At 73.6% G+C, this 13,270-nt stretch carries 13 protein-coding genes; 4 read left to right on the top strand and 9 right to left on the bottom strand.

All coding sequences use genetic code 11. The features are described 5' to 3' along the window. Both PYR91_RS35435 and PYR91_RS35430 read right to left on the bottom strand, forming a co-directional pair. Positions 1-1,652 (bottom strand): beta-ketoacyl synthase N-terminal-like domain-containing protein (locus PYR91_RS35435; protein WP_279787238.1); only part of this gene is annotated, 1,652 nt, incomplete at its 3' end. A 186-nt stretch (positions 1,653-1,838) separates the two neighbouring features. Further along, complete coding sequence (locus PYR91_RS35430; protein ID WP_279787236.1) at positions 1,839-3,236, bottom strand: helix-turn-helix domain-containing protein; 1,398 nt, start codon at positions 3,234-3,236, stop codon at positions 1,839-1,841. A gap of 299 nt (positions 3,237-3,535) precedes the next feature. Between PYR91_RS35430 and PYR91_RS35425 the strand changes: the two genes are divergently transcribed. Next, entirely contained in the window at positions 3,536-4,849 is a 1,314-nt protein-coding gene (locus PYR91_RS35425) for an acyltransferase domain-containing protein (RefSeq protein WP_279787234.1), read from the top strand. Positions 4,850-4,912: 63 nt separating this feature from the next. On the opposite strand, the gene PYR91_RS35420 is transcribed toward PYR91_RS35425, so the two are convergent. Continuing rightward, the gene (locus tag PYR91_RS35420) at positions 4,913-5,668 is read right to left on the bottom strand and encodes an alpha/beta fold hydrolase (RefSeq protein ID WP_279787232.1); all 756 of its coding nucleotides are present in this window, start codon (positions 5,666-5,668) and stop codon (positions 4,913-4,915) included. A gap of 208 nt (positions 5,669-5,876) precedes the next feature. Between PYR91_RS35420 and PYR91_RS35415 the strand changes: the two genes are divergently transcribed. Beyond that, the gene (locus PYR91_RS35415; protein ID WP_279787230.1) at positions 5,877-6,554 is read left to right on the top strand and encodes a 4'-phosphopantetheinyl transferase superfamily protein; all 678 of its coding nucleotides are present in this window, start codon (positions 5,877-5,879) and stop codon (positions 6,552-6,554) included. A gap of 8 nt (positions 6,555-6,562) precedes the next feature. Here PYR91_RS35415 and PYR91_RS35410 read toward each other — a convergent pair whose 3' ends face one another. Together PYR91_RS35410 and PYR91_RS35405 are read right to left on the bottom strand one after the other, a co-directional pair. Then, entirely contained in the window at positions 6,563-7,036 is a 474-nt protein-coding gene (locus PYR91_RS35410; protein WP_279787228.1) for a flavin reductase family protein, read from the bottom strand. Between the two features lie 5 nt (positions 7,037-7,041). Then, positions 7,042-8,265: a styrene monooxygenase/indole monooxygenase family protein gene (locus tag PYR91_RS35405; RefSeq protein WP_279787226.1), complete on the bottom strand. Its 1,224-nt coding sequence runs from the start codon at positions 8,263-8,265 to the stop codon at positions 7,042-7,044. A 217-nt stretch (positions 8,266-8,482) separates the two neighbouring features. Here PYR91_RS35405 and PYR91_RS35400 point away from each other — a divergent pair, with 217 nt between their 5' ends. After that, entirely contained in the window at positions 8,483-9,463 is a 981-nt protein-coding gene (locus tag PYR91_RS35400) for an AraC family transcriptional regulator (protein WP_279787224.1), read from the top strand. A gap of 37 nt (positions 9,464-9,500) precedes the next feature. Here the strand turns inward: PYR91_RS35400 and PYR91_RS35395 are convergent, their stop codons facing one another. From PYR91_RS35395 to PYR91_RS35385, 3 genes are all read right to left on the bottom strand, one after another. Continuing rightward, entirely contained in the window at positions 9,501-10,022 is a 522-nt protein-coding gene (locus PYR91_RS35395; protein ID WP_279787222.1) for a hypothetical protein, read from the bottom strand. Further along, positions 10,019-10,390: a hypothetical protein gene (locus PYR91_RS35390; RefSeq protein ID WP_279787220.1), complete on the bottom strand. Its 372-nt coding sequence runs from the start codon at positions 10,388-10,390 to the stop codon at positions 10,019-10,021. The genes PYR91_RS35395 and PYR91_RS35390 overlap by 4 nt, the downstream gene beginning before the upstream one ends. Before the next feature lie 163 nt (positions 10,391-10,553). Continuing rightward, positions 10,554-11,561 (bottom strand): zinc-binding alcohol dehydrogenase family protein, encoded by a 1,008-nt coding sequence (locus tag PYR91_RS35385; RefSeq protein WP_279787218.1) that lies wholly within the window; start codon positions 11,559-11,561, stop codon positions 10,554-10,556. A 227-nt stretch (positions 11,562-11,788) separates the two neighbouring features. On the opposite strand from PYR91_RS35385, the gene PYR91_RS35380 reads away from it, so the two are divergent. Next, positions 11,789-12,520, top strand: coding sequence for a hypothetical protein (locus PYR91_RS35380; protein WP_279787216.1), 732 nt, complete (start codon positions 11,789-11,791; stop codon positions 12,518-12,520). A gap of 63 nt (positions 12,521-12,583) precedes the next feature. On the opposite strand, the gene PYR91_RS35375 is transcribed toward PYR91_RS35380, so the two are convergent. Then, positions 12,584-12,898 carry a hypothetical protein gene (locus PYR91_RS35375; protein ID WP_279787214.1) on the bottom strand — a complete coding sequence of 105 codons (315 nt, stop codon included), beginning with the start codon at positions 12,896-12,898 and terminating at the stop codon, positions 12,584-12,586. Positions 12,899-13,270 lie beyond the last annotated feature (372 nt).

Raw genomic sequence — 13,270 nt, 5'->3', positions numbered from 1 at the left:
CCCTCACGGTCACCGGCCACCACCGCCGCACGATGCTCGAACACCGACCGCGACGACACCAGCGAGAACCCCACATCCACCGGATCGACCTCCGGCCGGGACTCCACGAACGACACCAACCGACCCGCCTGCGCCCGCAACGCCCCCGGCGTCTTCGCCGACAGCACCCACGGCACCACCGGCGGCGTCGCGCCCTGCCTGACGGCGTCCGGCTCCACCGCTTCAAGCCCGGCCGCGTCCGGGGCGTCCTGCCCGGCCGGCTCGGGTTCGGGGGCCTGCTCCACGACGACGTGGGCGTTGGTGCCGCTGACCCCGAACGACGACGCCGCGCCGCGGCGCGGACGCCCGGTCTCCGGCCAGGGACGTGCCTCCGTCAGCAGCTCGACCGCGCCGGCCGACCAGTCCACCTGGGGCGTGGGCTCGTCCACGTGCAGCGTCTTCGGCATCACGCCGTGCTGGAGCGCCATCACCAGCTTGATCAGGCCGCCCACGCCGGCCGCCGCCTGGGAGTGGCCGATGTTGGTCTTGAGCGATCCCAGCCACAGGGGGAGGTCCGCCGTCCGCGCCTGGCCGTAGGTCGCGAGGATCGCCTGCGCCTCGATCGGGTCGCCCAGCCGCGTTCCCGTCCCGTGCGCCTCCACCAGGTCGACCTCGGCCGGGGACAGCCGCGCGTCGGCCAGCGCCTGCCGGATCACCCGCTGCTGCGCCAGGCCGTTCGGCGCCGCCAGACCGTTGGACGCGCCGTCCTGGTTCACCGCGCTGCCCCGGATCACCGCCAGCACCCGGCGCCCGTTGCGCCTAGCGTCCGACAAGCGCTCCAGCAGCAGCATCCCCGCACCCTCGGACCACCCGGTGCCGTCCGCGGCGCCGGCGAACGCCTTGCACCGGCCGTCCGGCGCCAGCCCGCGCTGGCGCGAGAACTCCACGAACCCTTCCGGCGTCGGCAGCACCATGACGCCTCCGGCCAGCGCCAGGGCGCACTCGCCGGCCCGCAGCGCCCGCACGGCGAGGTGCGTGGCGACCAGCGACGACGAGCACGCGGTGTCCATGCTAATCGCGGGCCCTTCCAGCCCGAGGGTGTAGGCGACTCGGCCGGAGGCGACGCTGGGCATGAAGCCGGTCATCACGTAGCCCTCGGTGCCCGGCGGATGCTCACCGGCTCCCGGGCCGTAGCCGGTGTACATCATCCCGGCGAACACGCCGGTCCTGCTGCCGCGCAACGTGTGCGGGTCCATCCGGGCCCGCTCGATGGCCTCCCAGCAGATCTCCAGCAGCAACCGCTGCTGCGGATCCATCACCAGCGCCTCACGCGGCGAGATCCCGAAGAACCCCGCGTCGAACCCCTTGACGTCGTCGAGGAAGCCGCCGCGCGTGGAGTAGGTCTTGCCCTGCGCCTCCGGGTCGGGGTCGTACAGGTTCTCGATGTCCCAGCCGCGGTCGCCGGGAAACTCCCCGATCGCGTCGCCGCCTTCGGCGACCAGGCGCCACAGCTCCTCCGGCGACGTGACCCCGCCGGGATACCGGCACGCCATGCCGACCACGGCGACCGGCTCGTGCCGGTCGGCTTCGAGCTCGGTGATCCGGGAGCGCGCCTTGTGCAGATCGGCGGTGACCCATTTGAGGTAGTCGAGGAGCTTTTCCCGCTTCTCCATGCGAACCGATCTCCTTGGCGGGGTGGGGGACACGGGTCTTCCGGCGGCGCGGCGCCGCGTCCGGACGAAGGGCTCGCGATCGCCCAGGTCAGCGCGAGGATCGCCCCGCGCCCGGCCGATCGTCCCTGGGACGCCGACGGACGGCGTGGCCGTCCCGGCGGCGCGGAGACGGAGCGCGGGGTCTCGTCACTGCCTGGCAGAGGAACCGGATGTCGCGCGCGGGCCGCCCGGCCCGTGCCCGGCCAGCACGACGGGGCCGAGCTGGTCGGCCAGGTACAGCGCCGTGTGCAGGCGGAGCCGGTCCTCCCGCAGCGACCGGCCGAGCAGCCGCTCCGCCTTCTGCACGCGGTAGACCACGGTGTTCTTGGCGATGTGCAGCAGCTCCGCCGTCGCGGCCAGGCTCCGCTCCTGGTCGAGGAAGCACCGCACGGTGTCCCGCAACGCGGCCATGGGCTTGTCGTCGGCGGCCAGCGGGCCCAGCTCGCGCGTGACGAACTCGGTGGCGGCCCCGGTGTCCGCGCTCAGCAGGAGCATGAGCTCCAGCGCGCCGTAGTCGTACATGCGGCAGGGCTTGGGCGGGGCCGTCCTGCCCACCCGCTCGGCGGTGAGCGCCTGCGCGTGGGAGCGGCGGAACCCGCTGATCCCCTCGTCGGGCAGTCCGGACGCGACGTGCGCGTGCGGGGGCAGCACCGGCGCGTCGTCCAGGCGCCGGAACTCGGTGGGGCGGTTGCTGGTCCTTCCGCCCCACGCCCACAGGCGCCCCGCCCCCGAGGGAAGCAGCAGCACCGACGAGCAGCCGGCCTGTTCCAGCAGGCGGCGCGCGACGCTCTCCAGCTCCCGGGTGCCGTCGTGCAGCGCGTCGCGCCACAGCACCAGCGCGACGTGGTGCAGCGTCAGGTCGTAACCCAGCCGCCGCATCGCCTTCTCCGGATCGACGGGCTCGCCGTCCAGGATCGTGTTGACCAGCTCGAACCGTTCGCCCGCGGAGCCGGAGAACCACCGGTCACGCTGGACCGCGAACTCCTCGGCGACCACCGCCGCCAGGGTCTCCATGCCGTCGAAGAGCTCGGCGGAGATCGTGCGCATGGTCGCGAGCTGCTCTCCCGCCGGGAGCGTCGTCTCACAGACCTGGAACAGCGCGCGGGTGAGGAGCGCGTGCGCGGCCCGGACGCAGCGCAGCCCGAGCTCGACGGACACCCCGTCCGGGACGCGGTCCCGGATGACCTTGGTGAGCTCCGCGGCGACCGGGCCGGGGATGACGCGGACACCGCCCAACCGCAGCACCGCCCACAGCGACACGGCTTCGGTGAACCTGGACTCCGCGCCCGGGCGGCGGTTGCCGCTGATGAGCGGCTCCTGCGCGAGCTCGGCGCGCAGCCGGCGACCGCTCTCCACCGCCCATCCGGCCGCCCCGGGCCCCGCCCGCGCCATGACCTCGTCGAGCACCAGCGGATCGGTCACGGCCCGGCTGAGCGCCGAGTCCTCCACGGGGCGCAGCAAGCGGAGCCAGGAACGCTCGCCCGTCACCGCATCGCGCGCCCCCCGCTCGATGATGGTCCGTGTGGCTGAAGTTGTGGGTGGCATGAACTCTCCTTGAGACGACAGACCCGTCGTCAGGATTCGTGCCTTACTGACGAGAACCGCGCAGCGTCGTGAGACGCACCCTTTCCGCGCGACCGGGCGTCGCGGCGCTCCGACCTCGGCGCGATCTTAGGCAGGGCCGGGCCGCGTTGCCCATCCTGACCGGCGCGCCGGTGCCAATGCCGGGGGAACGGCGCGGTAACGCCCGGAGTTGGCGGGCGGTTACCCGACGGTGGGCAGGCCCGGGCGGCCGCTGGATACGCTGACGTCTCCTCAGCCGGTACCGATGACGGGGAGAGTCGGTGACTTTCGGAACTGGCCATCTTGATACGGGCGTGGCCCTGGAGCCCGCGGTGCTGCCGTGGGTGCTGTCCGGACGCAGCGGCGAAGGGCTGCGCGCCCAGGCGTCGCGGCTGCTGGCCCGGGCGCGGGCCGACGCCGGGTTGGACGTCGCCGAGGTGGGTCGCATGCTCGCGGCCCCCCGGGTGGCGTTCCCGCACCGCGCCGTCGTGCTCGGCGCCGGCCCCGACGAGCTGCTGGCCGGGGTGCGGGCGGTCGCCGAGGGCGCGGAGGCGGCCAACGTGGTCGGGGGAGAGGCGCGGGCCGTCGACCGGCCGGTGTTCGTCTTCCCCGGGCAGGGCACCCAGTGGGACGGCATGGCCGTCGAGCTGCTGGACTCCGCGCCCGTGTTCGCCGCCTCGGTCCGCGAGTGCGAGCGGGCGCTGGCGCGGTACGTGGACTGGTCGCTGGAGGACGTGCTGCGCGGCGTGCCCGGCGCCCCGACCCTCGACCGGGTGGACGTCGTCCAGCCGGTGCTCTTCGCGATGATGGTGTCGCTGGCCCGGTTGTGGGACTCGTTCGGCGTGCGGCCGTCCGCGGTGGTCGGCCACTCCCAGGGTGAGGTGGCCGCCGCGTGCGCGGCCGGCGCCCTGTCGGCGGCGGACGCCGCGAGGATCGTCGCGCTGCGCAGCAAGGCGCTGGGGGCGATCCGCGGCCGGGGGGCCATGATCACCGTGCTGGCCCCCAACGCCCAGGTGCGTACGCTGCTGTCGGGGTGGGAGGGGCGGCTGTCCGTCGCCGCGGTGAACGGCCCCTCCGCGATCACGGTCTCCGGCGACGCCGACGCGGTCACGGAGTTCGAGTCCGCCCTGCGTGAGGCCCGCATGCTGCGATGGCGGGTCCCCGGCGTCGACTTCGCCGCGCACTCGGCGCACATCGAGGAGATCCACGGCGAGCTGCTCGACCTGGCGGCCGGGATCACCCCGCGGCCGGCGGACGCCGTCTTCTACTCCACCGTCGTGGGCGAGCCGATCCCCACCGCCGAGCTGGACGCCGCGTACTGGTACCGCAACCTCCGGCAGACGGTCAGGTTCGACGACGCCGCGCGGGCGCTGATCGCCGACGGCCACACGACCTTCATCGAGTGCAGCGCGCAGCCGGTGCTCACCGTCGGCCTGCAGGACACCGCCGAGGAGGCCGGCGCCACCGCCGTGATCATGGGGACGTTGCGCCGCGAGGAAGGCGGCATGAACCGGTTCCTGGCCGCCCTGGCCGAAGCGTACGTGCGAGGTGTCGCCGTGGACTGGAAGGCGGCGTTCGCCACGCCCGCTTCCTGACGCCCCCGCACCGTGAACCGGCTTCCCCGCACCGCCCCGCACCCGCCGGGGAAGGACCGCGGCTCAGGAGAGGGCCTTCACCGCCTTGGACAGAATGGCGGTGACCTCCGCCTTGCGCGACTCGATGAAGAAGTGGCCGCCGGGGAAGACGTGGAGCTCGAAGGGGCCGCTCGTGTGCCGGCCCCAGGCCGGCACGTCGTCGACCGCGGTGACCGGATCGGAGTCGCCCACCAGCGCGGTGACCGGCACGCCGTCGAGCACGGCGTCGGGCGGGGCGGCGTAGTCGTCGAGCGCCCGGTAGTCGACCCGCGTCACCTGCACGATGCTCGCCAGCAGCTCCGGGTCCCGCAGGAACATCTCGGGCGTCCCGCCGAGCCGGCGCAGCTCGGCGACGACCGCGGCGTCGGTGCCGAGGTCGACGCGCCGCTGCCGGGACGACGGCGCCCGGCGCCCGGACACCACCAGCCGGGACGGCGCGGGGCCGCCGGCGCGCGCGAAGCGCAGCGCCACCTCGAAGGCCACGACCGCCCCCATGCTGTGGCCGAAGAACACGAACGGCGGCTTAACCCGGCCGTCCAGCGCGCCGAAGACACGGTCGGCCAGCTCGGGGATGGTGTCGACGCAGGTCTCCCGGCGGCGGTCCTGCCGTCCCGGGTACTGGATCGCCAGCACTTCGGCGTCCGGCGCCAGGGCGGCCGACAGCGGGTGGAAGTAGCTGGCCGCCCCGCCCGCGTGCGGGAAGCAGACCAGCCGCACGGGGGCCTGGGGCGACGGGTGGAATCGCCGGGCCCACAGTTCGTCGTCATCGGTGTCCGTCATCAGCCCTCGCTTCATCGGCGGGCGCCGCGATGATCTCCGGCTGTCACACGATACTTGCCGGCCCGCCGCCGGTGGAACCATGTCCGGTCAACCGGACATATTTGTTTCCGCGACGGTATGTGTGCCGACGGCGTCGCCCGGCCGGTCCGGTGCGGCCGGGGGCGGCTCACGGCCGGACGGCCGTCGCCGTGCGGGGGGGCCGTCCGGCGTGATCGAGGCCATCCTCCCCTCGTACGTCGTGGCCGCCGAGGCCCGTGAGGACGACCTGAACGCGCACCTGTTCCCCGAGGAGCGGGCGCTGATCGAGCAGGCGGTGGACAGGCGGCGCAGGGAGTTCACGACGGGGCGGACGTGCGCCAGGCGGGCCCTCGGCCGGCTCGGCAGGCCGCCCGTGCCCATCCCGGCCGGGCCGGCCGGGCAGCCGCTGTGGCCCGAGGGCGTGCTGGGGAGCATCACCCACTGCGCCGGCTACCGGGCCGCCGTCCTCGGCACGACCTCCGCCGTCGCCGCGATCGGCATCGACGCCGAGCCCCACGAGGCGCTGCCCGAAGGCGTCCTGGACGTGATCGCCCTGCCCGAGGAGCGGAGCCTGGTGCGCGGGCTGCTGCGCGACCACCCCGGCGCCCGCTGGGACCGGCTGCTGTTCTGCGCCAAGGAGTCGGTGTACAAGGCGTGGTTCCCGCTGACCGGCCGCCGCCTCGGCTTCGAGGACGCGCGGATCGCCGTCGCCCCCGCGACCGGCACCTTCACCGCCCGGTTCCTGGTCGCCGGCCCCCCGCTGAACGGGCGAGGGCTGCCGGGCTTCTCCGGGCGCTGGCTGGTGCGAGACGGCCTCATCCTCACCTCCGTCGTCGTCCCCGCCGCCACCGCCCCGCGCCCCGCGTGACGGCCGGGTCACGCGGGAACGGCCGACGACAGGGCGCGGTACCTCCCGGAGTGGAAGACCAGCGGCTCGCCCTCGCACCGCCCGAACCGCTCGACCTCGCCGAGGAAGATGCGGTGGTCGCCGCCGTCGTGGGCGGTCAGGGTGCGGCAGGCGAAGAAGGCGACCGTCCCCGCCAGGACGGGCAGGCCGTCGGCGAGGTGCGTCTCCACCCCGGCGAACTTGTCGGGCATGGGGGTCGCGAACCGCTGGGAGAGGTGGTCCTGGTCCGCCGCCAGGACGTTGACCACGAACCTGCCGGCCCGGCGGAAGACCGGCTCGCTCGGCGAGCGCAGCGACAGGCACCACAGCACCAGCGGCGGGTCGAGCGACACCGAGGCGAAGGAGTTGACGGTGACCCCGGCCCGCTCCCCGCGCGGGGTGGCGGTGGTGACCACCGCCACCCCGGTCGCGAACTGCCCGAGGGCGTCACGCAGGGACCTCATGGCCGTCACCCTGCCGAGCGCGCCAGGTAGTCCCGGGCCCCGGCGGGGTCCAGGAACCACTCGGCGTAGTCGCGCGGGTCGTTGAACCCGTTGACGAACCGGGAGGCCACGTCCGGCAGGCCGCCGGCCGCGCCCAGGAGTTCGAGCATGTGCGGCTCCGGGGGAGCGAGCAGCGCGTTCGTCCACTCCGTGGCGTGCCGGGCGTCGGCCCAGTAACGCTCGAAGGCGCTCTCCATCCAGACGGCGTCGTACGGCTCGTCGCCGCGCGCGAGGATCGACTCCAGGTAGGAGGCGGCGCACTTGGCGGCGTTGTTGGCGCCCTGCCCGGTGATCGGGTCGTTCAGCACCACCACGTCGGCCACCCCGAGCACCGCGGCGCCGGACGGCAGCGTGGCGACCGGCCGGCGCACCGTCGGGGCGAACCTGCCCGACAGGACGCCCAGCTCGTCGGTCAGCTCGACTCCGGCGCAGCGCTCGGCCTCCCAGGGCAGGAAGGTGGACAGCACCCACCTGCTCCTCTCCAGGTGCTCGGTTGGGGTGCGCACGTCGGCCCAGCAGTCCATCGGCCCGCCGGGCACGCCCTCGAACACCATGATCTCGCACGGGCCCGTGCGGGTCAGCGCGGGGAACACGAAGTACTCGCCCACGCCGGGCACCAGGTTGAAGCACACCGCGGAGTACTCCGGCCGCGGGGCGAGCCCGTTGACGTAGGTCAGGGCGAGCGCGCGCTGCGGGGCCTCGTACGGCGAGCGCGCCGCGTCCCGCTCGAACAGCGAGGAGATCGTGCCCTTGCCCGCGGCGACCAGCACGAGGTCGTACTGCGCGGCGTAGACCTCCAGGTCGGCGGGGGTCGCGTCGTGAATGACGATCTTGCCGCCCAGGCGCTCGACCTCGGCCAGCCAGGCCGGCATCTTGATCCGCTGGTCGACCGAGCGCGCCGGGGCTCGCAGCCGGGCCGCCCAGTCGACGGCCCGGCCGCCGTCCGGGCCGGGGACGGTGAACTGGATGCCCTCGATCGGCGGGGCGGCGTCGCCCCACAGGTCGATGTCCAGGGCCCGTTCGTGGGCCAGGGCCATGTCGAACATGGCCTGGCTCGACGTCACCCGCCCGCGGGCGATGTCCTCGGGGGTGCGGTTGGACACGACCGTGACGTCGTAGCCGTTCCGCAGCAGGCCGAGCGCGAGGTGCAGGCCGGACTGCCCGGCTCCGACGATCAGGATTCTGCGCATTGGGTGTTTCCCCTCTCCAACGTTCCGTCGCTCAGAAACTACGATCCGTGCGGGGGCGGCGGCCATCCATCCAGCGCGGATCCCATCCGCCTGGCGCGGACCTGACGCCGGCACCGGCCCCCACCGGGGCGGCGAGACGAATGTGTAAATGTGCCTGGACGGACGTGCCGCGATCGGTCACGATTTCGGGGCAGCCGGATACGGAGCGGGAGCGGTGATGGTTGACAGGGTCCTGCTCGGGAACCGGGCCGTCTTCGCCAGTGACGATCTCGACGAGGTCCGCGACCAGGTGGGCCGCGTGTTCTGCCCGCACCGGCTCGACCTGAGCGGCGACCCGGCGCCGCTGGCCGCGCGGTTCAACTCGGCCCAGCTCGGGTCCGTCCGGGTGAGCTATCTCGACTACGCCGCCGGCGTCCGCATCGAACCGGGCGAGCTGGAGTCGTTCTACCTGGTGCAGGTGCCGCTCGCCGGGCGCAGCCTGATCAGGTGCGGGGGACAGGAGATCGTCTCCACCCCGGAGCTGGCCTCGCTGCCCTCGCCGACCGAGTACCTCGACATGCGCTGGGGGGCGGGCTGCCCGCAGCTCATCGTGAAGTTCGACCGGCCGGTCGTGGAGCACGCGCTGGAGCAGATGCGCGGCGAGCGGCTCGGCCGGCCGCTCGTCTTCGACCTGGGGCTCGACATGACCACCGGCCCGGCGCGGGCGTGGCGGGCGATGGTCGACCTCATCGTCAGGGAGGCAGAGCACGAGGACGGGCTGGCGGCGCAGCCGCTGGCCATGGCGCACCTGGAGAACGCGCTGGTCACGTCGCTGCTGACGATGCAGCCGTCCAACTACTCCGCCCGGCTGCGGGCGCCGGCGCCGCCCGCGCTGCCCAAGGTGGTCCGCCGGGCCGTGGAGTTCATCGAACAGCACGCCGACCAGCCGCTGAGCACCGACGACATCGCGCGGGCCGTGGCGGTCAGCAGCCGCTCCCTCCAGGAGGGGTTCCGCCGCCACCTGGGGCTGACCCCGATGGCGCGGCTGCGGGACGTCCGCCTGGCCAGGGTGCACGAGGAGCTGTCGCGGGGCGACCCGGCGCGGTGCACGGTGACCACCGTCGCCGCCCGGTGGGGGTTCCCGCACCAGGGCCGCTTCGCCGCCGCCTACCGCGCCCGGTACGGCCAGGCGCCCTCGGTGACGCTCCGAGGACGCTGACCGTCCCTCCCCGCGCCGGTGGGGACGTGCGCTCCGCTCAGCCCGCGGCGACGGGCCCCGGCGGGGTGGCGCGTCGGCGGTCGCAGCCGGAGGCCGTCTCCTGCGTCTCCTCCGCCTCCGCGGGCGCGGGGGCCTGGGGCTTCCTGGCGGGGCGCCGGGGTCTCTCGGGGCTGACGACGATGACCTGCAGGGTGATGTTGCAGACCCTGGCGTGCCTGCACAGGGCGTTCTGGATGCTGGTCGCGCCACCCGCGGTGGTGGCGGAGGTGTGCTGGTACCCGTGGTTGGTGGTCGGGCTCCTCACGGAGACGACGCTGTGGTTGCCGGTGCCGTTCCCCACGCGGGGGCGGATGCCGTCCCCGTCGTCCCGCCGGCCCTTGCCCGGGCCTTCCCCGCTCGCGGGCACCGGGTCCGCCCACGCCGCCGGGGACGCGACGACGCCGAGCAACCCGGCGCAGACGCCGGTGAGAACGCACGCGGCGAGCCTGCCCGCGCGCGCTCCGCCGCACCGGTGAGTCGTCGTCCGATCGCCGCCCGTCCCGCCGGACCTCGGCGTCACCGGCCGCCGCCTCCGTTCGCCGTGCCGCCGCCCCCGGACCTCGTCCAGTGCTTCTGGGAGATGGTGCAGACGCGGTTGTGGTTCCTGCAGTGGGCGGACTGCATGGTCGTCTTGCCGCTGACGCTGACCGACACCCCCTGCACACCGCGCACGTTAGTCGGGCTGTACACGGCCACGTAGCTCTGGTTGCGCTTGCCCGCCCCGCTGTGGACGACGATGGGGCCGTGGTCCCGGCCGAGGGTCAGGGACCCGTGCCGGGCGGCGGCCGGGCCGGCGATCGCCGGAGGCGGCGCGGTGAGCCCCGCCGTCACGATCACCGCGACGGCCACCGCGGGCCGCACGGCGACGCCGACGAGCCGTTTTCGCATGCCGTGCCCTGTCATCCCGCTCCGCACCGGCCTTTCCGGTCCCGTGACGGCGGGAGCCGTCGCCACGCCACCGCAGTCGGCATACCCCGCAGCGGTCGCCGGTCCCGCCTCACGGGACTCCCCGGTGCGGATGATTACCGGTTCTTTGTCCCGACCGCCGGGGTCAGAAGCCGGCGACCACCACCTTGCCCACCATGCGGCCGCTCTCGACCATCTCGTGCGCTCGCCGCAGCGTCGCGGCGTCGAAGGGTTCGAGGCATCGGGTGAGGGTGGTGCGTATGGCGCCGCGGTCGACCAGCTCGCGCACCCGCTCCAGCAGGTCGTGCTGGGCGATCATGTCGTCGGGCTGGAAGATCGGCCGGGTGAACATGAACTCCCAGTGGAAGGTGATGCTCTTGGCCTTGAGCGGCAGCAGGTCCAGCCCCTCCGGCTCGTCGATCGCGGTGATCTGGCCGCCGGGCCGCAGGATCTCGGCGAAGGACTCGACGGCGCCGCCGGTGTGCGGGGAGAAGACGAAGTCCACGCCGTCCGGGGCCGCCTCGCGCACGGCGCCGACGAGGTCGTGGTGGTCGATCACCTCGTGGGCGCCCATGTCACGCGCCCACTGCGTGGACTCCGGGCGTGACGCGGTCGCGATGACGGTGACCCCGGTGAGGGCGCGGGCGAGCTGCACGACCATGCTCCCCACGCCGCCCGCCCCGCCGAGCACCAGCAGCGTCCCGGTGCTGTGCACGCCCAGGCCGAAGCGGTCGAACAGCGTCTCCCAGGCCGTGATCGTGGTCAGCGGCAGCGCCGCCGCCTCGGCGAAGCTCAGCGTCCTCGGCTTGTGCCCCACGATGCGCTCGTCCACGGCGTGGAAGCGCGCGTCGGTGCCCGGGCGGGCGATCGACCCGGCGTAGTAGACCTCGTCACCGGGCTCGAAGAGCGTGACCCGCTCGCCGGTCGCGACGACGACGCCCGCCGCGTCGTAGCCGAGGACCCGCGGCTCGCCCCCCGGGTCCTGTCCCGTCCGCACCTTGGTGTCCACCGGGTTCACCGAGACGGCCTCCACGCGGACCAGGAGATCACGCGGGCCGGGCGTGGGAACGGGCAGTTCGACGTCCTCCAGGCTGGCCGGGTCCGAGATCGGAAGCGGTCTGCGGTATGCCACCGCCGGCATCAGGTCGGTCATACCCCCACCGTATGCAGCGGTATCCGCCGCGACGTCCGGGGGGCGCCCGCCGGGCGCGCGGCGCTCCGGCGGCCGGGTGCCGCCGGGGCCGGATGAACGGTTCATCACCTACCAGCGGCTTCGACGTCGTCCACCGGGGCGCGCTTTACCGGCCCCGTGAACCGGGTGACGATCGTCACCGGATTCACGTGCTGTCGCGGACCGATGGGAGCACCATGAGGCTCGGCGTGCAGTTTTTGAGAGCCATCCTGCCGGCCGTCGCGTTCGCGGCGGCTCTGGCGGTGATCCCCGTGGTTCACGCCGCGGCCGACACCACGCCGCCGTCGCGGCCGACGGGGCTGACCGGCTGCCCGACGGGCGGGACGTGGGGGCGGGTGGCGGTGTGCTGGGACGCCTCGACCGACGACTCCGGGGTGACCGGCTACGAGATCCACCGGCTGGAGGTTTCCGGCTTCGTGCGGGCGGCGTCCACGACCCGCACCGCCGGCGTCTTCTCCGGCGAGCCCGGCCGCCTGTACACGGTGTACGTCGTGGCCAAGGACATCTCGGGCAACGTCAGCGCGCCGTCGGCGATGATCACGCTCCGCGCGAGCGGGAGGCCCTGGCCGCCGCCCACGACCGACGTCACCCCGCCGTCGGCCCCGACCGGCTTCACCGAGCCGTGCCTGTGGGACTTCCCCGGGACCGCGTTCTGCTGGAGGCCGTCGACCGACGACGTCGGCGTCACGGCGTACGACGTCTACCGCGAGTCCACGACCGGCCAGGGCTTCGTGAAGGCGGGGACCGTGCAGGGGGGCGGTTTCACGTTCTTCGGCGAGCAGGGCATGGTCACCGGGATGCGCTACATCTACGTGGTGGTGGCCAGGGACGCCGCGGGCAACCTCAGCCGGCCCTCCGAGCCCTTCTCGGTGCCGGCCCGCGTAGGCCTTCCGGTCCCGTCCCCGAGCCCCACGGCGTAGCCGGGCCCGTCCGCGCCGGCGCCCGTGACCGCACCGGGGCGCCGGCGGACTGACGGGCACCGGTCACTGGCAGCCGTGGGCCATGATGGTCCCGGGCTCGACCTCGTAGATGTAGTGGCAGTAGAAGGTCTCCTGGGTGGGCATGGGCCAGCTCCCCGGCGGGATGGTCACCAGGCCGAAGTCGTCGCCGTTGCCCCCGGTGCAGCTCTCCCCGTATATGCCGTAGGGCCCCAGAATCTGGATCGGCGAGTCATAGGTGTATCCGGAGGCGCACGTGTAGTTCGCCTCCGCGTGCGCGGCGGTGGGGACGAGCGCCGCGGCGGTGACGACCCCGAGAAGTACGACGGCTCGGGCGGCGCGCTTGGCGAGGGAGTTCATACTGGGTGCCTTTCTCGAGGGGCTGGGCCGCGTCTGGAAACTGCCGGATCCGGGTTCTCGCCGTGTGCCGGCGGGCCCCGGCGCGCCGGGAGTTTCGTCGTCCGGCGAAAAGGAGTGCCAGCCGGGTCTGGCGTCTCGTCGCGGCCCCGGAAGGTGCCTTTCACAAGGGGCTTAGGGCATTCTGTGGGTATTTGCGTATTGCGCTGGGGCGTGCGGGCAATAGCACTAAGTTATGCATATCTGTGAGTGCGGTCAAGGAAGAAATGTCATGTATTCCAGGCGTTTCCGGTCGGCCGATAACGGGTTCTCGTGCGGCTTTCCGGGCCGCCCGCGCCTTGTTCACACACTCATCGAGTTTTAGTGAGGTTGCGG

The organism is Sphaerisporangium sp. TRM90804, assembly GCF_029846175.1.
Taxonomy (GTDB): domain Bacteria; phylum Actinomycetota; class Actinomycetes; order Streptosporangiales; family Streptosporangiaceae; genus Sphaerisporangium.
The sequence above is the reverse complement of the archived record's forward strand: the minus strand, read 5'-3'. Positions and strand labels throughout refer to the sequence as shown.